This is a genomic window from Microbacterium thalassium (assembly GCF_014208045.1).
Taxonomy (GTDB): Bacteria; Actinomycetota; Actinomycetes; order Actinomycetales; family Microbacteriaceae; genus Microbacterium; species Microbacterium thalassium.
On sequence record NZ_JACHML010000001.1, the window covers coordinates 471,399 to 496,945 of the forward strand.

General features: G+C 71.5%; 26 protein-coding genes. 17 read left to right on the forward strand and 9 right to left on the reverse strand.

The features are described 5' to 3' along the window. Nucleotides 1-2 precede the first annotated feature (2 nt). From HD594_RS02155 to HD594_RS02170, 4 genes are all read right to left on the reverse strand, one after another. A complete protein-coding gene (locus HD594_RS02155) occupies nt 3-1,481 on the reverse strand; it encodes a GH1 family beta-glucosidase (protein ID WP_184752443.1) in 1,479 nt (492 codons plus the stop codon). 53 nt (nt 1,482-1,534) lie between these two features. Continuing rightward, nucleotides 1,535-2,431 carry a carbohydrate ABC transporter permease gene (locus HD594_RS02160; protein WP_184749373.1) on the reverse strand — a complete coding sequence of 299 codons (897 nt, stop codon included), beginning with the start codon at nt 2,429-2,431 and terminating at the stop codon, nt 1,535-1,537. Then, a complete protein-coding gene (locus tag HD594_RS02165) occupies nt 2,428-3,447 on the reverse strand; it encodes a carbohydrate ABC transporter permease (RefSeq protein ID WP_373877201.1) in 1,020 nt (339 codons plus the stop codon). The genes HD594_RS02160 and HD594_RS02165 overlap by 4 nt, the downstream gene beginning before the upstream one ends. A gap of 83 nt (nt 3,448-3,530) precedes the next feature. After that, the gene (locus HD594_RS02170) at nt 3,531-4,802 is read right to left on the reverse strand and encodes an ABC transporter substrate-binding protein (protein WP_184749374.1); all 1,272 of its coding nucleotides are present in this window, start codon (nt 4,800-4,802) and stop codon (nt 3,531-3,533) included. A gap of 254 nt (nt 4,803-5,056) precedes the next feature. Between HD594_RS02170 and purS the strand changes: the two genes are divergently transcribed. The 7 genes from purS (at nt 5,057) to HD594_RS02205 (ending at nt 10,047) form a co-directional block, all read left to right on the forward strand. Further along, nucleotides 5,057-5,305 (forward strand): phosphoribosylformylglycinamidine synthase subunit PurS, encoded by a 249-nt coding sequence (gene purS, locus HD594_RS02175; protein ID WP_184749375.1) that lies wholly within the window; start codon nt 5,057-5,059, stop codon nt 5,303-5,305. Continuing rightward, nucleotides 5,302-6,009 carry a phosphoribosylformylglycinamidine synthase subunit PurQ gene (gene purQ / locus HD594_RS02180; RefSeq protein ID WP_184749376.1) on the forward strand — a complete coding sequence of 236 codons (708 nt, stop codon included), beginning with the start codon at nt 5,302-5,304 and terminating at the stop codon, nt 6,007-6,009. The genes purS and purQ overlap by 4 nt, the downstream gene beginning before the upstream one ends. Before the next feature lie 120 nt (nt 6,010-6,129). Continuing rightward, complete coding sequence (locus tag HD594_RS02185; protein WP_221446527.1) at nt 6,130-6,651, forward strand: DoxX family protein; 522 nt, start codon at nt 6,130-6,132, stop codon at nt 6,649-6,651. Beyond that, on the forward strand, nt 6,648-7,025 hold the full coding sequence (locus tag HD594_RS02190) for an Rv1678 family membrane protein (RefSeq protein ID WP_184749377.1): 378 nt from the start codon (nt 6,648-6,650) through the stop codon (nt 7,023-7,025). Before HD594_RS02185 ends, HD594_RS02190 begins: the two co-directional genes overlap by 4 nt. Before the next feature lie 36 nt (nt 7,026-7,061). Beyond that, complete coding sequence (gene fadE16, locus HD594_RS02195; RefSeq protein ID WP_184749378.1) at nt 7,062-8,225, forward strand: Rv1679 family acyl-CoA dehydrogenase; 1,164 nt, start codon at nt 7,062-7,064, stop codon at nt 8,223-8,225. Then, nucleotides 8,222-9,034, forward strand: coding sequence for an Rv1680 family SBP-like protein (locus HD594_RS02200; RefSeq protein WP_184749379.1), 813 nt, complete (start codon nt 8,222-8,224; stop codon nt 9,032-9,034). The genes fadE16 and HD594_RS02200 overlap by 4 nt, the downstream gene beginning before the upstream one ends. Continuing rightward, nucleotides 9,028-10,047 carry an Rv1681 family radical SAM protein gene (locus HD594_RS02205; protein ID WP_184749380.1) on the forward strand — a complete coding sequence of 340 codons (1,020 nt, stop codon included), beginning with the start codon at nt 9,028-9,030 and terminating at the stop codon, nt 10,045-10,047. The genes HD594_RS02200 and HD594_RS02205 overlap by 7 nt, the downstream gene beginning before the upstream one ends. Nucleotides 10,048-10,081: 34 nt before the next feature. On the opposite strand, the gene HD594_RS02210 is transcribed toward HD594_RS02205, so the two are convergent. Next, a complete protein-coding gene (locus tag HD594_RS02210) occupies nt 10,082-10,516 on the reverse strand; it encodes a DUF1761 domain-containing protein (protein WP_184749381.1) in 435 nt (144 codons plus the stop codon). 165 nt (nt 10,517-10,681) lie between these two features. Here HD594_RS02210 and HD594_RS02215 point away from each other — a divergent pair, with 165 nt between their 5' ends. Together HD594_RS02215 and HD594_RS02220 are read left to right on the forward strand one after the other, a co-directional pair. Then, entirely contained in the window at nt 10,682-11,614 is a 933-nt protein-coding gene (locus tag HD594_RS02215) for a 2-hydroxyacid dehydrogenase (protein ID WP_271171273.1), read from the forward strand. A 75-nt stretch (nt 11,615-11,689) separates the two neighbouring features. Beyond that, nucleotides 11,690-12,331 carry a class I SAM-dependent methyltransferase gene (locus HD594_RS02220; protein ID WP_184749382.1) on the forward strand — a complete coding sequence of 214 codons (642 nt, stop codon included), beginning with the start codon at nt 11,690-11,692 and terminating at the stop codon, nt 12,329-12,331. A 9-nt stretch (nt 12,332-12,340) separates the two neighbouring features. Here HD594_RS02220 and HD594_RS02225 read toward each other — a convergent pair whose 3' ends face one another. From HD594_RS02225 to HD594_RS02240, 4 genes are all read right to left on the reverse strand, one after another. Beyond that, nucleotides 12,341-12,790, reverse strand: a complete 450-nt coding sequence (locus tag HD594_RS02225) for a GNAT family N-acetyltransferase (protein WP_184749383.1) — start codon at nt 12,788-12,790, stop codon at nt 12,341-12,343. A gap of 62 nt (nt 12,791-12,852) precedes the next feature. Next, entirely contained in the window at nt 12,853-13,083 is a 231-nt protein-coding gene (locus HD594_RS02230) for an SCO4848 family membrane protein (RefSeq protein WP_184749384.1), read from the reverse strand. 73 nt (nt 13,084-13,156) lie between these two features. Continuing rightward, nucleotides 13,157-14,635: an HNH endonuclease signature motif containing protein gene (locus tag HD594_RS02235; protein WP_184749385.1), complete on the reverse strand. Its 1,479-nt coding sequence runs from the start codon at nt 14,633-14,635 to the stop codon at nt 13,157-13,159. A gap of 124 nt (nt 14,636-14,759) precedes the next feature. Further along, nucleotides 14,760-15,455, reverse strand: coding sequence for a nucleotidyltransferase family protein (locus HD594_RS02240; RefSeq protein WP_184749386.1), 696 nt, complete (start codon nt 15,453-15,455; stop codon nt 14,760-14,762). A gap of 77 nt (nt 15,456-15,532) precedes the next feature. Between HD594_RS02240 and HD594_RS02245 the strand changes: the two genes are divergently transcribed. The 8 genes from HD594_RS02245 (at nt 15,533) to HD594_RS02280 (ending at nt 25,406) form a co-directional block, all read left to right on the forward strand. Continuing rightward, nucleotides 15,533-16,729 carry an XdhC family protein gene (locus HD594_RS02245; protein WP_184749387.1) on the forward strand — a complete coding sequence of 399 codons (1,197 nt, stop codon included), beginning with the start codon at nt 15,533-15,535 and terminating at the stop codon, nt 16,727-16,729. Further along, nucleotides 16,726-18,084 carry an 8-oxoguanine deaminase gene (locus HD594_RS02250; protein ID WP_184749388.1) on the forward strand — a complete coding sequence of 453 codons (1,359 nt, stop codon included), beginning with the start codon at nt 16,726-16,728 and terminating at the stop codon, nt 18,082-18,084. The genes HD594_RS02245 and HD594_RS02250 overlap by 4 nt, the downstream gene beginning before the upstream one ends. A gap of 1 nt (nt 18,085) precedes the next feature. Next, nucleotides 18,086-18,910: an FAD binding domain-containing protein gene (locus HD594_RS02255; protein ID WP_184749389.1), complete on the forward strand. Its 825-nt coding sequence runs from the start codon at nt 18,086-18,088 to the stop codon at nt 18,908-18,910. Next, on the forward strand, nt 18,907-21,558 hold the full coding sequence (locus tag HD594_RS02260) for a molybdopterin-dependent oxidoreductase (protein WP_184749390.1): 2,652 nt from the start codon (nt 18,907-18,909) through the stop codon (nt 21,556-21,558). Before HD594_RS02255 ends, HD594_RS02260 begins: the two co-directional genes overlap by 4 nt. 143 nt (nt 21,559-21,701) lie before the next feature. Next, a complete protein-coding gene (locus HD594_RS02265; protein WP_184749391.1) occupies nt 21,702-22,805 on the forward strand; it encodes an ABC transporter substrate-binding protein in 1,104 nt (367 codons plus the stop codon). A gap of 20 nt (nt 22,806-22,825) precedes the next feature. After that, on the forward strand, nt 22,826-23,686 hold the full coding sequence (locus HD594_RS02270; protein WP_221446530.1) for an ABC transporter ATP-binding protein: 861 nt from the start codon (nt 22,826-22,828) through the stop codon (nt 23,684-23,686). Between the two features lie 2 nt (nt 23,687-23,688). After that, nucleotides 23,689-24,498 carry an ABC transporter permease gene (locus HD594_RS02275; protein ID WP_271171274.1) on the forward strand — a complete coding sequence of 270 codons (810 nt, stop codon included), beginning with the start codon at nt 23,689-23,691 and terminating at the stop codon, nt 24,496-24,498. Next, on the forward strand, nt 24,495-25,406 hold the full coding sequence (locus tag HD594_RS02280; RefSeq protein WP_184749392.1) for an ABC transporter permease: 912 nt from the start codon (nt 24,495-24,497) through the stop codon (nt 25,404-25,406). Before HD594_RS02275 ends, HD594_RS02280 begins: the two co-directional genes overlap by 4 nt. The last annotated feature ends 141 nt before the right edge of the window (nt 25,407-25,547 follow it).

The window sequence follows — 25,547 nt, forward strand, 5'->3', positions numbered from 1 at the left end:
GCCTACCGTACGGGCGCGTCCGTGGTGGCGTCGAGTGCGCGCGCCTCGATGACGCGACGGTACTCCCGGCCGGAGTCCTTGAGCGTGCGCTCCTGCGTGTCGTAGTCGACGCGGACGATGCCGAACCGCTTCTCGTAGCCCCACGCCCACTCGAAGTTGTCCAGTAGCGACCAGTAGAAGTATCCGCGCACGTCCACGCCCGCCTCGATCGCGTCGAGGACCGCGCCCAGGTGCGCGCGGAGGAACGAGCGGCGCTCGTCGTCGTGCACGCGCTTGGTGCCGTCCACGCCGACGACCTCGTCGTCGTAGGCCGCGCCGTTCTCGGTGACGTACAGGGTGACGTCGGCCGGTGCGGCGTAGTCGTCCGACACGCGCTCGAGCAGGCGCGTGAGGCCCTCGGGCTGCACCTCCCAGTGCATGGCGGTGCGCGACAGACCGCGGTCGTGCCAGTGGATGCGCTCCCAGGACGGGAAGGGCGAACCGGTCTGACGGTCGGTCGGCGCCTGGCCCCCGTCGGGCGGCGTGAGCGGAGCCGTAGCTCCGACGAGTTCGCCGTGGTAGTAGTTCACGCCGAGCGAGTCGAACGGGGTCGAGATCGCCGCGAGGTCGCCGGGACGCGTCGCGGCGGCGAGCGCGTCCATCGCCTCGGCGCCGGCGGAGCCGATCGCGCGGATGTCGTCGACCACATCCGCGGGGTACTCGCCGCGGAAGATCGGGTCGAGGAACCACCGGTTGAACTGACCGTCGATGCGGCGCGCGGCATCGACGTCGTCGGGGCTGTCGGCGTCGACGGGGTCGGCGACGGTGAGGTTCAGCGTGATGCCGAGGTTGAGCGACTCGTCGCGGGCCCGCAGCTCGCGCACCGCCTGCCCGTGCCCGAGCATCAGGTGGTGCGCGGCGAGCGCACCCTCCTTCACACTGAAGTGCCCGGGGGCGTGGATGCCGGCGGTGTAGCTGAGGAACGACGAGCACCACGGCTCGTTGAGCGTCGTCCACACGTTCACGCGGTCGCCGAGGGCGTCGTGCATGTCGAGGGCGTACTCGGTGAAGAGGTCTGCCGTGTCACGGTTGGTCCAGCCGCCCCGCTCCTGCAGGGCCTGCGGCAGGTCCCAGTGATAGAGCGTGAGCCACGGCAGGATGCCGGCGCCCAGCAGCTCGTCGACCAGACGCTTGTAGAAGTCGACGCCCGCCGGGTTCAGCGCCCCGCCGTCCGGCCGCACGCGCGACCACGACGTCGAGAAGCGGTAGGTCTGCAGACCCATGTCCTTCATCAGCGCCACGTCGTCGCGGTAGCGGTGGTAGTGGTCGCACGCGACGTCGCCGTTGTCGGCGTTGATGACCGCTCCCGGCACGCGGCAGAACGCGTCCCAGATGGAGTCGGTGCGTCCGTCCTCGTTCGCGGCGCCCTCGATCTGGAAGGCGGCGGTGGCGGCCCCGAAGAGGAACTCGGACGGGAAGGCTCGCGCGGCGGTGGCGGTCATGGGAGCGGCCTCTCGAGAGGGGTGGTTCGTCGTGCTGAGGGTGGTGGTCTCGCTCATCCCTTGACCGCTCCCGCCATGATTCCGCTCACAAGCTGCTTGCCCGTGAAGACGAACAGGATGAGCAGCGGGATCGTCGACAGGAGGACTCCCGCGAGGACGATCGAGTAGTCGACGAAGTAGTTCGACTGGAGGAGCGACAGCGCCACCGGCAGCGTCGGGTTCTGGCGGTCGAGCACGATGAAGGGCCAGAAGAAGTTGTTCCAGGCGGTCACGAACGTGAACAGCCCGAGCATCGCGGCGGCGGGACGGGCGGCGACGACGCCGACGGTCAGGAAGGTCCGGAACGACGACGCCCCGTCGACGCGCGCCGCCTCGATCAGCTCGTCAGGAACGGCCTGACGCAGGTACTGGGTCATCCAGAACACGCCGAACGCGGTCACGAGCGCCGGGACGATGATCGCGCCGATGCTGCCGGTCCAGCCGAGGTCGGCGAACAGGATGTACAGCGGCACGACGCCGAGCTGCATCGGGACGGCCATGGTGGCCACGACGAACACCAGGAGAGGACCGGAGCCGCGGAAGCGGAGCTTGGCGAAGGCCCAGCCCGCGAGCGTCGAGAACGCCACGACGGATGCGGCGATGAGCGCCGAGCTGTAGATGGAGTTCCACAGCGCCCGCCAGAAGTTCACGGCCGGGTCGCTCACGACGGCGGCGGCGTTGTCGAGGAAGTTCCCCGCCGGCCACCACGACATGTTGGGGTCGTTGATCGTCGAGGCGTCGCCCGAGCCGATGAGGAACGACCAGTAGAAGGGGAAGACCGAGCCGATGAGCACGACCACGAGGGCCCCATAGACCCAGAACCCGGCACGGCGGCCGCGGATGCGGACGGTGCGCTGACGCTTGCGCGGCGCGTTCTCGGTGACGACGGCGGTGGTGTCGAGGGCGGTCATGACGCACGTCCCTTCTTGAGGGGCTTCGGACTGCGGCCGCCCTCGTCCCGCACCAGGGTGCGGGTGACCAGGAGGTTGATCAGCCCGATGACGAGGATGATGAGGAAGAGGATCCAGGCGAGTGCCGCGGCGCGGCCGAAGTTCCATTCGCGCCAGCCGATGTTGTAGAGGAACAGCGTGATCGTCAGCCATTGCTGCGCGGGTCCGCCGGCGCCGGTGTTGTCGTACATGCGCGGCTCGTCGAAGATCTGCAGGCCGCCGATCGTCGAGGTGATGATGACGAAGATCAGGGTGGCCTTCAGCGACGGGACCGTGATGCTGAAGAACTGGCGGAAGGCGCCGGCGCCGTCGACGGTGGCCGCCTCGTAGTAGTCGCGCGGGATCGCCTGCATGGCGGCGAGGAGGATAAGGGTGTTGTAGCCGGTCCAGCGGAAGTTGACCATCGTCGCGATCGCGACGTGGCTCCAGAACGGATCCTTGTGCCACGGGATGGTGATGCCGAACCAGTTGTCGAGGACGTTGTTCACGAGACCGTGGTTGTCGCCGAACATGTTGCTGAAGATCAGGGCGACGGCGACCGGTGCCATCACGAACGGGATGAGCACGCTCATGCGCCAGAAGGTCTTGGCGCGGATGTTGCGGTCGAGCAGGGCTGCGATGAAGATCGCGGCGATCAGCTGCGGCACGCTCGAGAGCAGGAAGATGCTGAAGGTGTTGCGCAGCGCGGTCCAGAACTGCGGGTTGTTCAGGATCCAGATGTACTGGTCGAACCCGATGAACTCGCCCTCGTTGCGGACGAGGTCCCAGTCCTGGAACGAGATGACCGCCGTGAAGAAGATCGGGAAGAGCCCGACGATCGCGAACAGGATGAAGAACGGCGAGATGTAGAGGTACGGCGAGAACTTCAGGTCCCACTTGCTCATCCGCTGGCTGAAGGAGAGGACGCGGACGGGACGGTCCTTCGGGGGCGTGGGCGTCGTCGGTGACGCCGTCGATCGCGTTTCGGTCGCAGTCACGGGAACTCCGGTCGGTTCGATGGGGGAAGAGGCGAGGCCGGGGTGCGTGCGGATCGCGGGACGACCCGCACGCACCCGGGGGATCAGAAGGCCTCGACCTCGGCGACCCACGTGTTCCAGGAGGTCTCCTGGTCCTCGAGGCCGTCGAAGACACGGTTCACCGCGTTCTGGAGCGCGTCGTGGTACTTGAAGTAGTCCGCGTCCTTGTAGGGCGCGACGGTGACGGCGGCGGCGCGGCTCGAGAGGATCTCACCGGTCGGAGCGTCGTTGAAGTACTCGTTCGTCGCGCCGGCGAGCTCGTCGCTCTCGAGCGCCTCGAGCTGGCTCGGGAAGGTGCCGGCGTTCTCGAACGCCTGCATCTGCTGCTCGGGCGCGGTCAGCCACGAAGCCAGGGCCAGTGCGGCCTCGACGTTCTCGCCGTCGGCCGGGACGGTCAGGTACGACCCGCCCCAGTTGCCGCCGCCGTTGGGGAAGACATCCGCGATGTCCCAGCCCGTGACGTCGGGGGCGCTGCCGGAGATGACGCCGAGCATCCAGCCCGGGCACAGCATCGCGGCGAACTCGCCGTTGGCCATCGAGGCGAACCAGTCGTCCGACCACTGGCCGGAGTACGCCGAGTTGGGGACGGCCCGCTCGACGACGAGGTTGTACGCGTCGGCGACATCGGGGTTCGTGGTCGCGATGACGGTGCCGTCCGGCTCGGTGTAGGTGTACTCCAGCTGGTTCACGATGCCCTGGAGGACGGAGTTCGCCGAGTCGATCATCGGCTTGCCGGTCGCCTCGCGGTACTCGTCGGCGACGTCGAGGAAGTTCTCCCAGTCGCCGTCGAACAGCGCGGCGACGCCCTCGCGGTCGCTCGCCAGGCCGGCCGCCTCGAACAGGTCGGAGCGGTAGCAGACGCCCTGCGGGCCGATGTCGGTGCCGAAGCCGACCAGGCGGCCGTCGCCGTCGGTGGCAGCGGCCTCCTTCCAGTCGAGCCAGCGGCCCTTCACGTCGTCGGGCGCCTCGGCGAGCAGGTCGGAGTACTGCATCGCCTCGGCGAACCAGTCGATCTCGACCGCCTCGACGTCGGCGAGGCCGCCCTTGCCGAGCTTCTGGAAGAAGTTGGCGCGCGCGTCGCCGGACTCGGCCGCACGGTTGTGGACGACGGTGATGTTCGGGTTCTCGTCCATGTACTGCTGGAGCAGCTCGTCGGTGTAGCCGAAGTCGTTGAACGTCGCGACGGTGAGGGTGATCTCCTCGTCGCCGGTCGAGCCTTCGTCGGTCGTCGCTGCGGCGCATCCGGTCACGACGAGGGCTGTGGCGGAGAAGGCGGCGGCGGCTGCGAAGCCCCGCCGGATGGCGCGTGATTGCACGGTCACTCCTTTGTGTGATTGAAGGTCAGTCTTTCAGGTCGAGGCCGAGCCGACCCGACCTCGCTGTCCGTGTGAACCCTCCCGTGGGAGCGCTCTCACGGCCGTGGAGCACACGCTACGGGAGCGCTCCCACGAATGTCAAGGGAGCGCTCCCACGACTTTCGTCACGGTTGCATCACAGTCGCCGTCGGCATCCGCATCCGGGTCGCCTAGAATCTTGTTGATCCCTGCCCGCGACTCACGGAGCTTGCGCAATGCCCACCATCGTCGTCGACGTCATGCCCAAGGCCGAGCTCCTGGACCCCCAGGGCAAGGCCGTCGTCGGAGCCCTCGGGCGCCTCGGGATCGAGGACTTCTCGGCCGTGCGCATCGGCAAGCGCTTCGAACTCACCGTCGACGGCGAGGTCACCGACGAGGTGCTGGCCGCCGCGAAGAAGATCGCGGACGACATGCTCTCGAACTCGGTCATCGAGGACGTCGTGGGCATCGAGGTGGTCGAGTGACCGTCCGCATCGGGGTCATCACCTTCCCCGGCTCGCTCGACGACGTCGACGCGCAGCGCGCGATCCGCGTCGCGGGCGCCGAGCCCGTCGCGCTGTGGCACGGCTCGCACGACCTCGACGGCGTCGACGCGCTGGTCCTCCCCGGCGGCTTCAGCTACGGCGACTACCTGCGCGCGGGCGCGATCGCCGCGCACGCGCCGATCATGGCCGAGGTCAAGGACGCCGCGGCCAAGGGCATGCCGATCCTGGGGATCTGCAACGGCTTCCAGATGCTCGTCGAGGCGCACCTGCTGCCGGGCGGCCTGATCCGCAACGCCCACCAGCAGTTCATCCGCCGCGACCAGCGCCTGCGCGTCGAGAACGCGTCGACGGCCTGGACGAGCGAGTTCGAGCAGGGCCAGGAGATCGTGATCCCGCTCAAGAACGCCGACGGCGGATACATCTGCTCGGTCGAGACGCTCGAGCGCGTCGAGGGCGAGGGTCTCGTGGCGTTCCGCTACCTGGGCGTGAACCCCAACGGCTCGCTCGACGACATCGCCGGCCTCACGAACGAGCGCGGCAACGTCGTGGGCCTCATGCCCCACCCCGAGCACGCGGTCGAGCCGGGCTTCGGTCCCGACACGTCCGCCGCGATGCGCTCGGGCGTGGACGGTCTCGGGTTCTTCACGTCGGCGGTCCAGGCCGTCGTCGGCGCCGCCGCCTGATCGTCACCCGCTGACGCGTTCCGCCACGCGTTCCGTCACAGCCTCGTAAGCCAGGGGCTCTTGCCCTCGCGCGCGTCCCGTCGTTGACTGGGCCCAGTCGACGACGCGAGGAGGCGGGGTATGGACGGCGCTCACGACCCGCTGCGCGCACGGTCCGCCCAGGCCATGATGGCGATCGTCCGCATCGGCGTCGCGCTGATGTGGATCCAGAACGTCGCGTGGAAGCGCCCGCTGGACTTCGGGCGCGCCAGTGACAACGGCCTGTACTTCTGGGCGAGCCAGGCCGTGGAGTATCCGGTCTTCCCGCCCTACTCGTGGTTCGTCGAGACGGTGTTCCTCCCGGGGATCGAGTTCTTCGGCTGGATCATCCTGGCCGTCGAGGGCGGTCTCGGCGCCTTCCTGCTCATCGGGCTCGCCACGCGCCTGTGGGCGCTCATCGGCATCGCGCAGACCGGGGCGATCACGCTGTCGGTGCTTCACGCGCCCCACGAATGGCATTGGGCCTACTATCTGATGCTCCTCGCGCACCTGGCGCTGTTCGCCACCGCCGCCGGGCGCTGGTTCGGCGTCGACGGCGTGCTGCGTCCGCTGTGGCTCGAGTCCCGCCGCCCGTGGGCGCGCGTTCTGGCGGTGGCATCGTGAACGCCTTCGGCCGCCGTCTCGACCATGCCGCCCTCGCCCTCGGCGCCGGCGCCGTCGTCGCGGCCGGCTACGCTGCGCTCGCCCTGCCGGGAACGCTCAACTTCATCCGCAGCGGCATGACCGGCGTCCTCGTGCTGCTGATCGGGGGCGTGCTCGCCATGCTCGCCGCCTGGCGGCACCTGCGCTTCCTCGTCATCGTCGCGGGAGCCCTGCTGGTGGTCGCCGCCGTCGTCCAGGTCGCGACGCTCGCCGGCGGGGCGTTCTTCGGCGGCGACGCCTCGCTCATGGCGGTCTGCGGCGGCCTCGGCATCGGCCTGCTCGCCGTCGGCGCCCCTCGTCGCCCCGCGGAATCCGAAGACCCCGAACACCCGTAGTCGATCTCTTCCCGTCCGACCGGAAAGGCCGCTGTCATGGAACTGCAAGACCGTCTGGAGCCCGTCATCTCCGTCGCCGCCGAGCACGCCGTCGCCGTCGATCGCGACGCGAGGTTCCCCGAGGAGGCCATCGCGGCGCTGCGCGAATCCGGGCTGATGGGACTGACCCTGCCACCCGACGTGGGAGGGCTCGGCGGCGGTCCGCAGGACATGATCACGGTGCTGGACGCGATCGCCGGAGCCTGCGGGTCGACGGCCATGATCACGCTCATGCACTTCGCGGCATGCGCCCCCCTGGCGGCGGCGGCGCCGTCGGGCGACCCGGAGCTGCTCGCCGACATGGCGACCGGGCGGGCCCTCGGCACGCTGGCGTTCTCGGAGGCGGGTTCCCGGTCGCACTTCTGGGCGCCGGTCTCGCGCCCGCGGCTCGAGGGCGGCACGCTGCGGGTGAGCGCGAAGAAGAGCTGGGTGACCTCGGCCGGCCACGCCGAGGTCTACGTCATGGGGACGCAGACGGCCGACGGGTCCGGCGTCGATCTGTACAGCATCCGCTCCGGCACCGAGGGCGCCGAGATCTCGGGCGGCTTCACCGGGCTGGGCTTCCGGGGCAATGCGTCGACCCCGATGATGTTCGACGTCGCGCTGGACGACGGCATGCGGCTCGGCGACAGCGGCGCGGGCGCCGACCTCATGCTGGGGGTGGTGCTGCCGTGGTTCAACCTCGGCAACGCCTCGGTGTCGCTCGGACTCAGCCGCGCGTCGGTCGCCGCCGCCCTCAAGCACACGACGGGCGCCCGGCTGCAGCATCTCGACCAGACCCTGTCGGCGCTGCCGACGATCCGCGCCCAGCTGGCGAAGATGTCGATCGAGCTCGAGTCCGCGTCGGCGTACCTCGAGAAGGCGGCGGCGCGCGTGGCCGATCCGCAGGACGACACGGCGCTGTTCGTGCTCGGCAGCAAGGCCGCGTGCAACGACGCGGCGCTGCGGATCACGGATGCCGCGATGCGCGTGTGCGGCGGAGCGGCGTTCTCGCAGCACCTGCAACTGGAGCGCTACTTCCGCGATGCGCGGGCCGGACACGTCATGGCGCCGACCGCGGACGCGCTGTACGAGTTCTACGGACGGGCCATCACGGGGCGCCCGCTGTTCGACCCGCCCGCCGAGACCGACACGTCCGGCGCCGAGGAGGCGGCGGCGTGACCCGCACGCTCGTCATCGGCGCGGTCGCGTACACGCCGAACGTCGTGACGATCTGGGAGGGGATGCGCGACTACTTCGCCGACACCGACACCCCGATCGATGTCGTGCTGTACCTGAACTACGGGCGGCTCGTCGACGGGCTCGTCGCCGGCCACGTCGACCTGGCGTGGAACACGAACCTCGCCTACGTCCGCACCGTGAAGCAGACCGGCGGCGCGTGCCGCGCACTCGCGTCGCGCGACACCGACCTGGTGTTCCGCACGGTGTTCGTCGCCCGCGCCGGCAGCGGCTTCGCCGGGATCGAGGCGCTGAAGGGGCGCCGGCTGGCCCTCGGGTCGCGCGACTCCGCGCAGGCGGCGATCCTGCCGGTGCAGTTCCTGCACGAGGCGGGTCTCGGCAACGGCTCGGTCGAGCTGCTCCGCATCGACAGCGACGTGGGCAAGCACGGCGACACCGGCCGCAGCGAGCTCGACGCGCTCCGTGCCGTGCTCGACGACCGGGCGGATGCCGCCGCCATCGGCATCAACACGTGGGAGGCGATCGCGCGCGGCGATGTGATGGCGGGTGCGATCGAGGCGTTCTGGACGTCGCCCGAGTACAGCCACTGCGCCTTCACCGCGATGCCGTCGCTTTCGCAGGCCGACGCCGACGCGTGGCTGCGCAATCTCTACGCGATGGACTGGGACGACCCGCGCCACCGCGAGATCCTCGAGCTCGAGGGTCTGCGCGCGTGGGTTCCGCCGAACCTCGAGGGGTACCGGGGACTGTTCTCGGCGGTCGAGGAGCAGGGGATCCCTGACCGATGGTGAACCACGCCCTCGTCCTGGACCTCATCGAACGGCTGGCGCAGACGCCCGTCGGCGAGACGGTGAGTCTGGACGTGGCGCGGGGAGCGGCCGATCCGGACGAGGTCGCGACGAACGCGGATCTGATCGCGGCGTGGTGCCGTGCCAGCGGGAACGAGCTCGTGGAGGTGCGGCCCGGCTCGGTGGTCGTGCGGCACGGCCGGGGGCGGGATCCGCTCGCCGACCTCGCTCCCGAGCAGCTGCCCGGCCATCGTCTGTGGATGTACGCCAACTTCGACTGCAACCTGCACTGCGACTACTGCTGCGTGAGCTCGTCGCCGCAGACGGCCCGCCGCGCCCTCGGCGCCGAGAACGTCGCGCGCCTCGCCGGCGAGGCGGTGCCGGCCGGCGTCGAGCACCTGATCCTCACGGGCGGAGAGCCGTTCCTGCTGAACGACATCGACGAGCTCGTCTCATCGTGCACCGAGCGGCTGCCGACGACGCTGCTGACCAACGGGATGCTGTTCCGCGGCGCGCGGCTCGAACGACTCCGCCGCATGGACCGGGATCGCCTCACCCTGCAGATCAGCCTCGACTCGCCTACCCCCGAGCAGCACGACTCCCATCGCGGCCACGGAGCCTGGGAGCGCGCGGTGGCCGGCATCCGCCTCGCCCTCGACGAAGGGTTCGACGTGAAGGTCGCCGCGACGCTGCCGGCCGAGCTGACGCATCAGGTGGAGCCGTTCAAGGACTTCCTGGCCGAGCTGGGAATCCGCGACGAGAACCGCGTCATCCGCGCGGTCGCGCGTCAGGGCGTCGCCGAGGACGGGATCGAACTGCCCGTCGATTCGCTCATCCCCGAGGTGACCATCACCGCCGAGGGCGTGTGGTGGCATCCGGTCTCGGCGATCGACGAGGCGTACCTCGTGCAGCGCGAGATCTTCCCGCTCGCCGATGCGATCGCGACCGTGCGCGGCCGCTTCGCCGACTACCGCCGCGCCGCGAACAGTGCGGCCGACTGGTTCCCCTGCTCGTAGCGTCCCGTTGCTCGGCCCGCCGAGGCGGTGTGCGTCAGACGGTGCCCGCGGGCGGCCACACGCCGATGATGATCGCCATCACGACGACCGTGACCAGTTCGTGCGCGATGTTGATGACCGTCAGGTTCGTCGGGCGTCCCTCGAAGGCGTCGTGGGTGATGAATCGCGCGGCGGTGAAGCCCGCCCACAGGATGATCCCCGTGAGGACCGCGGCCCACAGGTAGCTGCCCTCGTAGAAGTGCCACGCGATGGTGGTCGCACCGGCGAGGACCCATGCCGAGATGAAGCTCACGAAGACCGTCACGACGATCGGGATGACCGCCGTCGCGCCCGACCGGTTCATGTCGACGCCCGCGAGCTGGGCCCACTTCGTGCCGAACACCTTGGGGGTGTACCAGATCGTGCCGACGATCATCGTCGAGAGGGTGGCCAGGATCACGGCCCAGTAGTTGATCTCGGGAACCTGCATGTCGGCCTCCTGCGAGCGCGTCGGGTGCTGTCGGGCCGAGCGTAGCGGGGAGCACGGACCTGACGCGGGGAGCGCGCCGGAATGGTGCGTCGGCGAGGAGCCGCTCCGGCTCATCGCTCCCGCGCTTCGGCCCGGCGTCCACGGGGCGCGGGTAGCGTGGAGCGGGTGAGCACCGGCATCCGTCCCCTCGTCGTGTCCGTTCCGAACGAGGAGCTGGCGGCGGATCTGCAGCCGCTGCCGGACGGCGTCGAGGTCATCGCGTGGGGCATGGACGGGCCCGCGCCGCGCGCCGAGATCGACATCGTCGTCCCGCCGTACATGAGCGTGGCGGTCATCATGCCCCGCCTCGCCGGGGTGCGCACGCGCCTCGTGCAGGGTCAGTCGATCGGCTACGAGGGGATCGCGGAGCATCTTCCGCCCGGGCACACGTTCGCGAACGCGGCGTCGGTGCACGAAGCCTCGACCGCCGAGCTCGCCGTCGCCCTCACGCTCGCGGCGCAGCGGAGCATCCCGGACTTCGTGCGCGCCCAGGGCGAGCACCGCTGGGCCGCGCAGTTCACGCAGAGCCTCGCCGACCGCCGCGTGCTGCTGCTCGGCTACGGCGGCGTCGGCAAGGCGGTGGCGGCGCGCCTGGCCGGCTTCGAGGTCGATGTCACGGCGGTCGCGTCGCGGGCCCGCACCGAGGACGGGGTCTCGGTCCACGGCGTCGACGAGCTCGGCGAGCTGCTGCCGTCGGCCGAGATCGTCATCGTGTCGCTGCCGGGCGGGGATTCGACACGGGGGTTCGTCGACGACGCGTTCCTGTCGGCGCTGCCCGACGGCGCGCTGCTGGTCAACGTCGGGCGCGGCTCGCTCGTCGACACCGACGCCCTGGTGGACCATCTGCAGCGCGGCCGCCTGCGCGCGGCGCTGGATGTCACCGACCCGGAGCCGCTGCCGGCCGACCACCCGCTGTGGTCGGCGCCCGGCGCCGTGATCGCGCCGCACGTCGGCGGTGCGTCGTCGGCGATGCGGCCGCGCATCGCGCGCCTGGTGCGCCGGCAGATCGAGCGGATGCTGGCCGGCGAGGAGCCGCTGAACGTCGTCATCCCCGCCTGACGGAGCCTGTGTGCGCAGGAGGCGGCCCACGCCGCCGCGCCTCGTGGCAGTCTGAGGTCGAGGAGGCGATACGTCATGTCGGACGACGCCTACAGCGGGAGCGCCCGCGTGTACGACCGGTTCGTCGAGCCGATGAACGCACCGCTGCGGCGCATCGCGCATCGGATGTGCCCGCCCGACCCGGAGTGGACGGTGCTCGACATCGGATGCGGCACGGGGGCGGCTCTGGCCGAGTACGCCGACGTGGGGTGCGTGGTGATCGGGGTCGACACCTCGCCGTCGATGATCGCCGCGGCGCGCGAGCGTCTCGGCGCGGATGCCGATCTCCGGCTGTCGGACGGAGCACGGCTGCCCGTCGCGGACGGCTGCGCCGACCTCGTGCTGATCTCGCTGGTGCTGCATTCGATCCCCCGCGAGGACGCCGTGGCGCTGCTGCGCGAAGCGGCGCGTGCGCTGGCTCCGGGCGGTCGCGTGCTGGTGACCGACTTCGGGTCGGGCAGACTGCGGTTCCCGCGCGGCTGGTGGACGCGGGCCGTGACGGCGGTGGCGGAGCTGCTCGCCGGTCGCGAGCACGCGGCCCACGCGCTGGCCTATGTGAGGCAGGGCGGGCTTCCGACGCTGGTCGCCGAAGCCGGCCTCACGATGCGGATGCAGCAACCGACCGCCGGGGGGAACATCACGCTGGCGATCATCGAGGCGACCGACGGCGCCGAATAGCCGCAGCGATCAGCGGGCCTCGGGGCGCAGCATCCGGATCTCCCGCACGCCGTCGCCGATGCGCTCGACGCCGTCCGGCGCGAAGCCGCTGCGCCGGTAGAAGGCCTGGGCACGCGGGTTCGGGTCGGCGACCCACAGGCAGGTGGGCTCGCCCACATCGGTGACGGCCGACAGCAGCTGCGCGCCGATGCCGGAGCCGTGGTGTGCCGCGTACACGTACAGCACGTACAGCTGCCGCTGCGCGGGGGTGTCGTCGTCCATCGGCGGTCCGGACATCGCGATGCCGACGATGCCGTCCGCGGACTCGGCGACGGCGACGCGGTGCTGGGGAAAGTCGTCGGTGAGCACCCGTGTCCACAGCACTTCGCGCCGGGCGACGAAGTCCGCGGCATCGAGGAGCTCGTCCGTCATAAGGCCGCGGTACGCCTCGCGCCACGTGTCCACATGCACGCGAGCCATGGCGGCCGCATCCGTGGGTAGCGCGGTACGGATGCTCGCGGCGCCGCGGCGCCCGAGCCCGCTCATCCGCCCGCGACGGCCGAGACGACGATCACGACCCCCGCGACCGCGGACACCGCCGCGAGCACCAGCGCGACCGAGATCAGCACGACGTGCACCGTGTAGAACGGCGTGCGCCGGCCCTCATCGTCGCGAGCACGCGGATCAGCGGCGATGCGCGGGTAGAAGCGCGGCCACACGACAGCGTTGAACACGGCATTGGCCAGCAGCAGCACGGCGGCGAGGATCAGCACCCCACGATCGTATGCGGACACGTCGCCGCGCCCGCGCCCCGCTGCGACGCCCGCGTCCGCGAGGGGCCCGACATTACGGCGCCCGCGCTATCCGATCGCGCAGCCGGGTGGGCGAGGTCGTGGACCTCCGCCATCGCTGCGCCGGATCCCACCAGACGGGGGCGCGCACCTCGGGCACTCCCCCGTTCATGCGGACCCGCCACCCTTCGCTGTCGATCGTGCGGTGGTGGAACCAGCACAGCAGGACGCCGTTGTCGGTGTGCGTCGGGCCGCCGTCGGCGTACTCGTCGACGTGGTGGATCTCGCACCACTTCGCGCGCACGCGGCACCCCGGGATGACGCACGAGCCGTCGCGGGCCGCGATCGCGCGCCGCTGGTGGTGATTGAAGACGCGGTCGAGGATGCCGAGCGACAGGATGCGCCCCTGGTCGTCGAAGACCACGCGCTGGATCCGCCCCGCGCACGCCGTGTGGCGGGCGACGGCCATCGACACCGGCGTCTCCTCGCCGTCGAGGTGGGCGCGTCCGCGACCGGACTCGAGGTCTTCCTCTCGCACCGACACCACGAGCGTGGGGGCCGCCCCGCCCAGCTGCGGCAGCTCGCCGGAACCCGCGGCGATCGTCAGAGCGGTCGCGAGCGCGTCGTGGTGCCGCTGTTCGCGCGTGCGCACGTCCACTCGCGCGGCATCGTCATCCGCGCCGGACTCCGCTCCCTCATCGCCGGACTCGACCACGCGGAACCGCGGTCCGGCGCCGCCGACGTCCGGCTGCCGGCCCGGTGCGAGCTCGGATTCGTCGACCTTCGGGTTGTCGATGCTGTCGCAGATGGAGCGGAACTGGGCGGCCGTCTCGGGCAGCAGATTCCCGCTGATGGGCACGACGCCGTCGCGCGCGAACCCGAGCCGGATGCCGCGCTTGCGCATCGCGCGCGCCTCCGCGGGCTCGGAGCCGTCCTGATCGAGGTAGGTCGCCCACACCGTCGCCTGCGCGCGGAGGTCGTCGGGCACCGCCGGCGGCGCGTCGTCAGGCCCGCACCCCCGGGCCGAGGCCGCGAGTTCTGCGTCGGCGGCGCGCTGCGCCTCTCGTCCCGCGATGCCGGCCACGCCCGCGAGCGCCTTCACGACCGCCATGGTGCCGTCCAGGCCCACAGCGCCGTCGATCAGCGCCTCGCGCATGCACGGGAACTCCGCCGGCATCCGCTCGCCGCTCGACGGCGACACGTCGCGGCGCACGGCCCGCGCCGCGGAGATGAATCGCCCGGCCGACGCCGATCCGATCAGCATCGAGCGCTGCACGAGTTCGTTCACCGAACGGCACCCGAGCCGCGCGCTCAGCCGCTCGGGACCGGCATACGGATTCGAGCGCTGGTCGAGCGCGTCGACGCCGCCGGTGGCGAGCGCCTCGGCGGCGCGGAGCACCTGCCCGGCCGCGGCCGCGAACCGCATCGCCTCGTCGTCGCTCGCGCCGGCGAGTCGCTCGGCGCCGACGATCTGCTCGACCAGATCGAGGAGGTCGGCACCGAGCTGTTCGGCGCGGGCGAGGAGGTCTTCCATGCGTCCATTCTGGCGAGGGCCTCCGACATCGCGGCGCGGCATAACACCCGATCAGGAGGGTTTTCCACAGGCTTCTCCGGCAACTCGCGAACACCGGCTCTGGGGAGGAGAGGATGGGCTCTCGTCAGCGCCGATCGACGTCGCGGCCGCTCCACAGGTCACCGCACTCGATCCGCCGCGCGCCGTGTTCCGCGAGGTAGGCACCGGCCCCGCGGTCCCCGCGCAGCGCCGCCTCCAGACGCTGCAGATGATCGACGCCGATGACCACCGGGTGCCCCGGCCGCCCGCCGTACAGGGCCTGCACGAGGGCCCCGCGCGACCCCGCGACGTCGCCCGAGCCCGCACCCGCACCAGTCACCTCACCTGGACCCGACCCCGGACCAGCCGCCGCACCCGCACCCGCGGCGTCCGCGGCGACACCGGCACCCGCCCCCGACCCCGCACCCGCGGCGACACCGCCCCGCGCGGCCGCCACGACACGCGCCACAGCGGAAGCCGGCAGCTCCGGAGTGTCCACCGGCACGACGACCACCACGTCGGCACCCGTGTCCGCCGCCGCCCGCATCCCCGCGCGCACCGTCGCCGACAGCCCGTCGCTCCACTCCGGCACCGCCACCACCGCCGCTCCGCCGGGGACGAGGCCCGCGACCTCGTCGCCGCGCGCACCGACCGCCACGAGCACGTCGTCGCATCCGCCCTCGCGCAGCATCCGCACCGACAGCGCGACCCACGCCTCGCCGGAAGCCGTCCGGGCCAGCCCCTTCGGCCCGCCGAACCGCGATCCGGCGCCGGCCGCCAGCACGAGTCCGCATGCCCGCATGCGCCGCCCTCCGCCCCGAAGCCCTGTGTCACGACAGCGTAGTGCGCACGAAACATGGCCGGTCTAGCGTGAATCCCATGCTCGAGCTGGCGAACGAACTTCTGTCGCTGGTGCGGGCGGGAACCCCCGTCGCCACCGTGACCGTCACGCACGTCGCGCGCAGTGCCCCGCGGGGCATCGGCGCCGCGATGGCGGTCACCGCCGACGGGGCCGTCATCGGATCCATCTCGGGCGGCTGCGTCGAGAGCGACGCCGTGGCACTGGCGCTGACAGCCCTCGCCACCGGCCGCGGCCACACCGCACGCTTCGGCTTCAGCGACGCCGACGCCCACGCCGCCGGACTCGCGTGCGGCGGTCAGGTCGACGTGCTCGCGACGGCGCTCGACCCCGCCGACGCCGTCGTCATGCGCGCGCTCGAGGACGCCGCCGCCGACCGCCCCGCCGCCCTCGCACTGCGCGTGACCGGTCCGCACGCGGGACGCGCGCTGGACCTGGGCCGACTGCGCGCCGGCCGCGACCGCACGACGCGCATCGACCTCGACCGCGCGCTGGCGCTGCGCGAGGGTATCGCGCTGCCCGGCGCGGACGACGGGGCCGACGTGCTGGTGATCGCCCATGCGCCGCGCCCGCACCTGATCATCCTCGGGGCCGGCGAGCACGCCTCGGCCCTGTGCCGCGTCGGCTCGGCAGCCGGCTTCTCGGTCACCGTGTGCGACGCGTGGGAGACCCTGGTCACCCGCGAACGCTTCCCGGATGCCGCCCGCCTCGTCGTCGGCGCTCCCCACGAGCACCTCGCGAGCCTCTCCCCCGACCAGCTCGACGCGCGCACGGCGATCTGCGTCCTCACCCACGACGAGCGCCTCGACATCCCGGCGCTGCGCCAGGCTCTGTCGATGCCGGTCGGGTTCGTCGGAGCCATGGGCGCGCGCCGCACGGTCGCGCATCGCGCCGACCTCCTGCGCTCCGCAGGCGTCGACGACGTCGACCTGGCACGCCTCCACTCCCCGCTCGGCCTCGACCTCGCCGGCACCTCGCCGGACGAGACGGCGCTGTCGGTCCTCGCCGAGATCGTCGCGTCCCGGCACGGCGGCAGCGGCGCGCCGCTGCGCGAGCGCACCGGACCGCTTCACCGGAACACCGGAGCGTCCTCCCCCGACGGCGACCGCACGACACCAGACGCCGAACCCGCCGCCGCCGATGCCGGCCGCCACACCGCCTCGTGCGCCGCACCGGCGCCGGGCACCCGCCCCCGCACCGCAGGAGCCCGCGAATGACCCGCACCATCATCGAGAACGGCCACATCGCGACCGTCGACGCCGCCGGCACCGAGTACGCCTCGGGCCATGTGGTCATCGACGACGGCGACATCGTCGCGGTGGGCGACGGCCCCGCACCGGCGGATGCCCGCGACGGGGCCGAGATCGTCGACGCGACCGGATGCCTCGTCACCCCCGGCCTCATCAACACGCACCACCACCTGTACCAGTGGCTCACGCGCGGCTACGCCCAGGACGCGATCCTGTTCGACTGGCTGACCAGCCTGTATCCGCTGTGGTCGCGCATCGACGCGGGCCTGACCGGCGTCGGCGCCGCGGGCGCGATGGCGGTGCTCGCCCGATCGGGCTGCACGACCGTCGGCGACCACCACTACATCTTCCCGCAGGGCTCGGGCGACATCGTGGGCGCCCTCGTCGAGTCGGCCTCGCAGGTCGGCGTGCGCCTGCACGCCACACGCGGGTCGATGGACCTGGGCGCATCGCAGGGCGGGCTGCCGCCGGACTTCGCGGTCGAGACGACGGACGCCGCCCTCGCGGCGTCGCAGGAGGCGGTCGAGCGTTACCACGACCGGTCCCGCGACGCGATGGTGCGCATCGCGATCGCCCCCTGCTCGCCGTTCTCGGTCACGGCCGATCTGCTGCGCGAGGCGGCGGTGCTCGCGCGCAGCCTCGACGTGCGCCTGCACACCCACGCGTCCGAGACCGTCGAGGAGGACGCGTACTGCCTCGAGCACTTCGGCAAGAGCCCCACGCAGTACCTCGAAGATCTCGGGTGGCTGGGCGACGACGTCTGGATGGCGCACTGCGTGCACCTCGACGAACCCGCCATCGAGAGATATGCCGCGACCGGCACGGGCGTCGCGCACTGCCCGTCGTCGAATGCGCGGCTGGCCTCGGGCATCGCGCCCGTCCGCGATCTGCTCAATGCCGGGGTCCCGGTCGGGCTCGGCGTGGACGGCGCCGCGTCGAACGAATCCGGGCAGCTCGGCATCGAGGTGCGCGAATCGGTCCTGATGAACCGGCTGCGCACCGGCTCGGACTCGATGAGCGTGCGCGACGGCCTGCGGATGGCGACGATGGGCGGCGCGCGCGTCCTCGGCCGGCAGGACGAGATCGGCTCGCTCGAGGCGGGCAAGCTCGCCGACATCGCGGTGTGGGAGGTCGACCGCATCGAGCACGCCGGCATCCTCGACCCCGTCGCAGCCCTGGGTCTCGGCGCCCTTCCGCCGCTCAAGCGCCTGTTCGTCGGCGGCAGCGCGGTCGTGGAGGACGCCACGCTGGTCACGACCGACGAAGCGGCGCTCGCGCGCGACGTCGCCGCCGCATCGCGCACACTGGCCGAACGGCTCTGACATGGACATCACCAGCATCACCGGCTTCCGCCGCGCGCACACACGCGACGACCTGACGCTCGCCCCGGGAGAGGTCGTCATGGCCGGCGGCACGTGGCTGATGAGCGAACCGCAGCCCGGAACGACCGGGTTCGTCGACCTGACGACGCTCGACTGGCCGGATGTCGAGGTGAGCGCGGCGGGCCTGCGCATCGGCGCGACGTGCACGATCGCGGCGCTGCGCGCGTGGGCCGAGGACCGCGCCGTCGTCCCGGTCCCCACCGGGTGGTCGGCCGTCGGCATGATCCCGGATGCCGCCGACGCTCTGCTGGCGTCGTTCAAGATCTGGAACACCGCCACCGTCGGCGGCAACATCTGCCGCGCGTTCCCCGCCGCCGCGATGGTGTCGCTCGCGGTCGGGCTCGATGCGGTCGCCGAGGTCTGGACGCCGTTCGGCGGCGTCGCCCATATGCCCGTCACGGAATTCATCACGGGCGCCGGCGAGAACGCCCTCGGCCCGGGCGAGGTGCTGCGCGCGATCGAGATCCCCGCATCGGCGCTGCGCTCCCGTGCGCTGCTGCGCAAGATCGCCCTCGCCGAACTCGGCCGCTCCGGCGCCGTCGTCACGGGCCGGGTCGACGAGGACGGCGCCGCCGTGTTCGCCGTCACCGCGGCCGTCGACCGTCCGGCCGTGTTCCGGTTCGCCGAACTCCCCGACGCGGGCTCCCTCGCCGACGCGATCGGCGCGGCATCCGGCTACTACACCGACTCGCTCGGCGCCGCCGACTGGCGACGAGGCGTGAGCATCGTGCTCGCCGAGCGCATCCGGCAGGAGCTGGCGTCATGAAGCTCGATGTGAACGGCGTCCCGATCGAGGCGGACCCGCGTCCCGGACAGTGCCTGCGCACGCTCCTGCGCGAGCACGGTCACACCGAGGTCAAGAAGGGCTGCGACGCCGGCGACTGCGGCGCGTGTGCGGTCATCGTCGACGGCGAGCCGGTGCATTCGTGCATCATTCCGGCCATGCGGGCCGACGGCGCCTCGGTGACGACGGCCGCCGGCCTCGCCCCGGGCGACGAGCTGCATCCGGTCCAGCAGGCGCTCCTCGACGAATTCGGCTTCCAGTGCGGGTTCTGCACGCCGGGCATGAGCGTGACCGCCTCGACGTTCGGCGCCGCTGACGTCGAGGACCTCGACCGACGCCTCAAGGGCAACCTGTGCCGGTGCACCGGCTATCGGCCCATCCGCGACGCGATCCGCCGGTCCGTCATGGGCCCCGTGCGCGAGACGGGCCCCGCGCCCTCGACGGATGCCGCGGATGCCGGCATCGGCCGCTCGGTCAGTCCCGAGCCGGCCCGGCGCGTCGTGCAGGGGCTCGAGCCGTTCACGTTCGACACCGATCGCGCGGACGAGGCGCTCACGCTCCGGGTGCTCGGCTCACCCCACGCGCACGCCCGCATCGTCCGGATCGACACCGCCGCCGCCGAGGCTATGCCCGGCGTCGTGGCCGTCCTCACGCACCTCGACGCGCCCGCCACGCGCTTCTCGACGGCGCGCCACGAGCGTCACACCGACGATCCCGACGACACGCGCGTGCTCGATGACGTGGTGCGGTTCGCCGGGCAGCGGGTGGCCGCGGTCGTGGCCGAGTCCGCCGAGGCCGCCGACGCCGCGGTCGCCCTCCTCGACGTGACCTACGACGTGCTGCCCGCCGTCTTCGATCCCGACGAGGCGCGGCAGCCGGGCGCCCCGCTCGTCCACCCCGACCGCACCCCCGCCGATCGCGTCGCCGAGCCGCACCGCAACGTGCTCGCGAGCATGCACGCCGGCCGCGGCGGCGACGTCGACGACGCCCTCGCCGCGAGCGCGGTCACCGTCTCCGGCACGTGGCACACGGGTCGCGCGTCGCATGCCCAGCTCGAGACGCACGGCGCCCTCGGGTGGCTCGACGACGACGGGCGCCTCGTCATCCGCTCCAGCACGCAGGTGCCCTTCCTCACCCGCGACGAGCTCGCCCGCGTCTTCGACCTCGCCCCCGACCGCATCCGCGTCCACGCCGCCCGCGTGGGCGGCGGCTTCGGCGGCAAGCAGGAGATCTTCGCCGAGGACCTCGTCACCCTCGCGGTGCTCAAGACCGGCCGCCCGGTGGCGTACGAGTTCGCGCGCACCGACGAGTTCCGGCGCACCGCCGTGCGGCATCCGTATCGCGTCGAGGTCTCCCTCGGCGCGACCGACGACGGCGTGCTGACGGCCATGAAGGTCGACGTGCTGAGCAACACCGGCGCCTACGGCAACCACGGAGCCGGCGTGCTGTTCCACAGCGTGTCGGAGTCGATCAACGTCTACCGCTGCCCGGTCACGCACATCGACGCGGAGGTCGTGTACACGAACACGGTGCCCTCGGGCGCGTTCCGCGGCTACGGGCTCGGGCAGGTGATCCTGGGCGTCGAGTCTGCGTTCGACATGCTCGCCGAGCGCCTCGGCATCGACCCGTTCGAGCTGCGCCGCATCAACGCCGTGCGCGACGGCGACCCGCTGCTGACCGTGCACGACGAGCCCGAAGAGGATCTGGTGTGGGGCAGCTACGGCCTCGACCAGTGCCTCGACCTCGCGCAGGACGCCCTGCGGCGGGGGAACGGCGTCGCGGCGCCCGACGGCTGGCTCACCGGCGAGGGGATGGCGATCGCCCTGATCGCCGGCGCCGCGCCCGGCGGCCACTTCGCCGACGCCACCGCGACGCTGCGCCCGGACGGCGTGTACGAGATCGCCGCCGGCACCGCCGAGTTCGGCAACGGCACGAGCACCGTCCTGCGGCAGGTCGCGGCGACCGTCCTCCAGGCGCCGCCGGACCGCATCGTGCTGCGCCAGAGCGACACCGATCTGGTCGGCCACGACACGGGGGCCTTCGCCTCGGCCGGCATCGTCGTCGCGGGCAAGGCCGTGGGGCGCGCGTGCGCGGCGCTGCGGGATCACCTCGCGTCCGGCGGCACGGAAGACGCCGAGCCCTTCGTCGCCCACGGCAGCGCGGACGCCGCCGAGCGCTCGCCGTCGTTCAACGTCCACGCCGTGCGCGTCGCCGTCGATCCCGACACGGGCAGCGTGCGCGTGCTGCAGTCGGTGCAGTCGGCGGACGCCGGGTTCGTGATGAACCCGGCGCAGTGCCGCGGGCAGGTCGAGGGCGGCGCCGCGCAGGCCCTCGGCGGCGCCCTGTACGAAGAGGTCCTCCTGGACGACGAGGGAGCCGTGTCGAACCCGGTCTTCCGCATGTACCGCGTGCCGCAGTCGGCAGACATCCCCGACACCGAGGTCTTCTTCGCCGAGACGCACGACACCGTCGGCCCGTTCGGCGCGAAGTCGATGAGCGAGTCCCCCTACAACCCGGTCGCGCCCGCGGTCGGCAACGCCATCGCACGGGCCCTGGGCGCTCGCCCCTTCCGCCAGCCGTTCACGCGCGAGCGCGTGTGGCGCCTGGCTCAGGGGCACGACGAGGGGTGACCGGATGCCGCGCGCCGCGGCATCCGTTCCCATGTCACGGGAGCCCGTCATATCTCCGAAACACGCCGACCGTCGGGCTGAAACGTTGCGCCACTAGCGTCTTGGCGATCACATTTCGTCCTTCCTAGGGGGAGCCAGACCCGATGGCCATTCACAGCAACCTGAAGGGGCGCGCCCGTTTCGGGCTCGCCGCTGCGGCATTCGCCGCCTCCGCACTCGTCCTCACCGCCTGCTCGGGCGGAGACACGGGCGCCGCATCCGACACCGAGACCGAAGCGGCTTCGTACGGCGAGGTCACCATGCAGTACTCGTGGATCAAGAACGAGGAGTTCGCCGGCGAGTTCTACGCCTACGAGAACGGGTACTACGAGGAGGCCGGCTTCTCGAACGTCGTCGGCATCGCCGGCCCCGACACCGGTGTCGCCAAGCTCCTGTCGGGCACCGTGCAGTTCGCGCTGAGCGACGCCGCTTCGGTCGGCGCCGCGGTCGCCGAGCAGGACGCCCCGCTGAAGATCATCGGCGCGACGTTCCAGAAGAACCCCTTCACGATCCTGTCGCTCACGGACGGCGGCGACATCGCCACGCCCGAGGACCTCATCGGCAAGCGCATCGGCGTGCAGGACTCCAACGCGTCGGTGTTCGCGGCCCTCCTCGCCGCGAACGGCATCGACGAGGCGGACGTCGAGGTCGTGCCGGTCGACTTCGACCCGACGCCGCTCATGAACGGCGAGGTCGACGGCTTCATGGCCTACCTCACCAACGAGTCGATCACCGTCGAGATGTCGGGCTACGAGGTCACCAACCTCGCCTACGCCGAGAACGGCCTGCCCTACGTCGCCGAGACCTACACGGTGACCGACCAGTACCTGGCCGAGAACCCCGAGCTGATCAAGGCCTTCCTGATCGCCGAGATCAAGGGCTGGACGGACGTCTTCACCGAGTCGACCGAAGACAGCGTCGACCTCATCATCGAGTACTACAACGCCTCGGCCGCCGCCGGCGACCTCACCTTCGGCGACCTCGACCCCGACAAGACCGGGGCCGCGCTCGAAGCCGAGAAGCTGCTGATCTCGACCGAGGAGACCGAGGCCAACGGCCTGTTCACCATCTCGGACGACCTGAAGGCGCAGACCCTCGCGTCGCTGGCCGCGTCGGGCTGGGAGATCGAGGCCGATGACCTGTTCGACACGACGATCATCGACGAGATCTACGCCGAGAACCCCGACCTGATCGACTACCTGGGCTGATCGCCGACGGTTCACGGATCATGACCGACATCCACAACACGGATGCCGCCACCACGGCGCCGGCGACGGGGGAGACCTCGTCGCCGGCGCCGACCGGTGGTACGGGCATCCAGATCTCCGGCCTCAGCAAGACCTTCCCGCTCCGCGGCGGCAAGACCCTGACCGCGCTGCAGGACACCGACCTGCACACCGACAAGGGCTCCTTCCTGGCCCTGCTCGGCCCTTCGGGCTGCGGCAAGTCGACGATCCTGCGCATCCTCGCCGCCCTGGATCACCCGACGACCGGCGAAGCCCTCGTCGACGGCGAGACGCCCGACCAGATGCGCGCGAACAGCGAGCTGGGCATCGCCTTCCAGGACCACGCCCTGCTCCCGTGGCGCAGCATCCGCAAGAACATCGAGCTGCCCTTCGAGGTCGCCGGCCGCAAGGTCGACAAGGACTACGTGCAGGAGCTCATCGACCTGGTGGGCCTGCACGACTTCGCGAACGCCAAGCCCTCGCAGCTGTCGGGCGGCATGCGGCAGCGCGCGTCGATCGCGCGCGCTCTCGTGCTCAAGCCCTCGGTGCTGCTGCTCGACGAGCCCTTCGGCGCGCTCGACGACATGACGCGCCAGAACCTGAACCTCGAGCTGCTGCGCATCTGGACGGAGAAGCCGGCGACGACGCTGCTGGTGACCCACGGCATCAGCGAGGCGATCTTCCTCGCCGACCGGGTCGCGGTCATGTCGCCGCGACCGGGTCGCATCAAGGAGATCATCGACATCGATCTGCCGCGCCCGCGCACGCCCGACATGATGCGCACCCCCGAGTTCCACGCGTACGTGGATCAGGCCAGCGAGCTGCTGTTCGGAACGGACGGGCGCTCCGAGGCGGAGAACTGATCGTGCGGGCCCGCTCCGTCCCGACGTGGCTCGCCGGCGTGATCGGCGGCGTGTCGCTGATCGCGCTGTGGTGGATCTTCTCACTCGTCGTGTTCCAGCCCGGCGAGGGAACCAGCTACACGCCGGTCCCCTCGCCGTGGGCCGTGTTCGAGTGGCTGTTCGTCGACGGCAACATCGCCGGCGCCTGGAACGTGTTCCAGCCCACGATCACGGCCGCGGCGATCGGCTACGTGTGGGGCAACGGCATCGCGCTGATCCTCGCGGCGTTCGTGCTGATCTTCCCGAAGACCGAGAACCTCATCACCCAGATCGCCGTGGTGACCTATTGCCTGCCGATCGTCGCCGTCGGTGGCATCTCGGTGGTCGTGCTCGGCGGCGCGAAGAACCCCGGTGATCCGTCCGCGACCGCGATCTTCCTCGCGGCGCTGGTGTGCGTGTTCACGACCGTCGTCGGCGCGATCCTGGGCTTCAAGTCCGCCGACAAGGCCTCGCTCGACGTCGTGCGCGTGTACGGCGGAGGCGCCTGGACGCAGCTGTACAAGGTGCGACTCATCGCCGCCCTCCCGGCGATCCTCAACGCCCTGCAGATCGCCGTGCCGACGGCGTTCCTCGGCGCCGTCCTCGGCGAGTACCTGGGAGCGATCACCGCCGGCGTCGGCCCGACGCTGGTGCGCCTGCAGGGACAGCTGGATTCGGCGGGCGTCTGGTCGGTGTTCCTGCTGACCGCGGTCTTCGCGCTGGTCGCCTACGGGCTGGTGGGGCTGCTGATCCGACTCGTCACCCCGTGGGTTGCAGGGAGCGCCGCACGATGAGCCAGAACCAGATCACCCGCGTCGACACGGTCGCCAACCCCATCACGTCGCCGATCGAGGAGGTGCAGGCCGCCAAGGAGGCGCAGGCACGCCTTCGCCGCCAGCGCAGCCGCGCCATGACCAAGGCGCTGCTGCGCTCGCTCGGCAACGCCGCGATCACCCTGGCCGTGCTGCTGGTGCTGTGGCAGGCGGTCGTCAGCCTCACCGGCATCTCGCCGTTCGTCGCGAAGGGCCCGCTCGACGTGTGGCAGTTCCTCGTGACCGACCCGGATGCCGCCGAGAACCGCGCCGAGATGGCGCCGCTGCTCGCCCAGACGCTCGCCGACTCGGCGCTCGGGTTCGTGGTGGGCATGATCGTCGCGATCGTGCTCGCGGTCCTGTTCAGCCTGTCGCGGTCGGTCGAGGCCGGCGTGATGCCGCTCGTGCTGCTGCTGCGCACCATCCCGCTCGTCGCCATCGCCCCGGTGATCATCCTCATCACCGGGCGCGGCACGACGGCGTCGGTGGCCGTCATCGGCACGATCGTGGTGCTGTTCCCGGCGCTCGCGAACGTGCTCTTCGGCCTCAACCGTGCCAGCCAGCAGAGCCTCGACGTCGTCCACGTCTTCGGCGGAAACCGCCTGATGACGATGCGCAAGGTGAACATGCCCGGCGCCCTGCCGAGCGTCTTCGCCGCCGCACGCGTCTCGGTGCCGGGCGCGGTCACGGGCGCGCTGCTGGCCGAGTGGCTCTCGACGGGCACCGGCATCGGCGGCTCGATCCTGAAGTTCAACGCGCAGGCGCAGTTCACCGAGCTGTGGGCCTCCATCGCCCTCATCACGATCATCACGCTCGTGCTGTACAACATCGTCCAGATCGCCGAGAACATCGTCCTCGCCCGCATGGCGATGACCACGGCGCAGCAGTGACGCGCTGGTCCTGACCCGCGGTCGTCCGGGCACTCCGGTGCGTCGGACGACCGCGGGCAGCGCGGCACACCGGCGCCGCACAAGGTCTGTCCACAGGCGGTCGGGGGCAGGGTCCCGGACCGCCTAGATTCGTGGGGTCTC

What these genes read in the sequence shown, in the direction of transcription:
- HD594_RS02155 (WP_184752443.1), bottom strand. Translation starts at nt 1,481, where the DNA reads ATGACCGCCACCGCCGCGCGAGCCTTCCCGTCCGAGTTCCTCTTCGGG.
- HD594_RS02160 (WP_184749373.1), bottom strand. Translation starts at nt 2,431, where the DNA reads ATGACCGCCCTCGACACCACCGCCGTCGTCACCGAGAACGCGCCGCGC.
- purS (WP_184749375.1), top strand. Translation starts at nt 5,057, where the DNA reads ATGCCCACCATCGTCGTCGACGTCATGCCCAAGGCCGAGCTCCTGGAC.
- HD594_RS02185 (WP_221446527.1), top strand. Translation starts at nt 6,130, where the DNA reads ATGGACGGCGCTCACGACCCGCTGCGCGCACGGTCCGCCCAGGCCATG.
- fadE16 (WP_184749378.1), top strand. Translation starts at nt 7,062, where the DNA reads ATGGAACTGCAAGACCGTCTGGAGCCCGTCATCTCCGTCGCCGCCGAG.
- HD594_RS02205 (WP_184749380.1), top strand. Translation starts at nt 9,028, where the DNA reads ATGGTGAACCACGCCCTCGTCCTGGACCTCATCGAACGGCTGGCGCAG.
- HD594_RS02210 (WP_184749381.1), bottom strand. Translation starts at nt 10,516, where the DNA reads ATGCAGGTTCCCGAGATCAACTACTGGGCCGTGATCCTGGCCACCCTC.
- HD594_RS02220 (WP_184749382.1), top strand. Translation starts at nt 11,690, where the DNA reads ATGTCGGACGACGCCTACAGCGGGAGCGCCCGCGTGTACGACCGGTTC.
- HD594_RS02225 (WP_184749383.1), bottom strand. Translation starts at nt 12,790, where the DNA reads ATGGCTCGCGTGCATGTGGACACGTGGCGCGAGGCGTACCGCGGCCTT.
- HD594_RS02235 (WP_184749385.1), bottom strand. Translation starts at nt 14,635, where the DNA reads ATGGAAGACCTCCTCGCCCGCGCCGAACAGCTCGGTGCCGACCTCCTC.
- HD594_RS02240 (WP_184749386.1), bottom strand. Translation starts at nt 15,455, where the DNA reads ATGCGGGCATGCGGACTCGTGCTGGCGGCCGGCGCCGGATCGCGGTTC.
- HD594_RS02245 (WP_184749387.1), top strand. Translation starts at nt 15,533, where the DNA reads ATGCTCGAGCTGGCGAACGAACTTCTGTCGCTGGTGCGGGCGGGAACC.
- HD594_RS02250 (WP_184749388.1), top strand. Translation starts at nt 16,726, where the DNA reads ATGACCCGCACCATCATCGAGAACGGCCACATCGCGACCGTCGACGCC.
- HD594_RS02255 (WP_184749389.1), top strand. Translation starts at nt 18,086, where the DNA reads ATGGACATCACCAGCATCACCGGCTTCCGCCGCGCGCACACACGCGAC.
- HD594_RS02260 (WP_184749390.1), top strand. Translation starts at nt 18,907, where the DNA reads ATGAAGCTCGATGTGAACGGCGTCCCGATCGAGGCGGACCCGCGTCCC.
- HD594_RS02265 (WP_184749391.1), top strand. Translation starts at nt 21,702, where the DNA reads ATGGCCATTCACAGCAACCTGAAGGGGCGCGCCCGTTTCGGGCTCGCC.
- HD594_RS02270 (WP_221446530.1), top strand. Translation starts at nt 22,826, where the DNA reads ATGACCGACATCCACAACACGGATGCCGCCACCACGGCGCCGGCGACG.
- HD594_RS02280 (WP_184749392.1), top strand. Translation starts at nt 24,495, where the DNA reads ATGAGCCAGAACCAGATCACCCGCGTCGACACGGTCGCCAACCCCATC.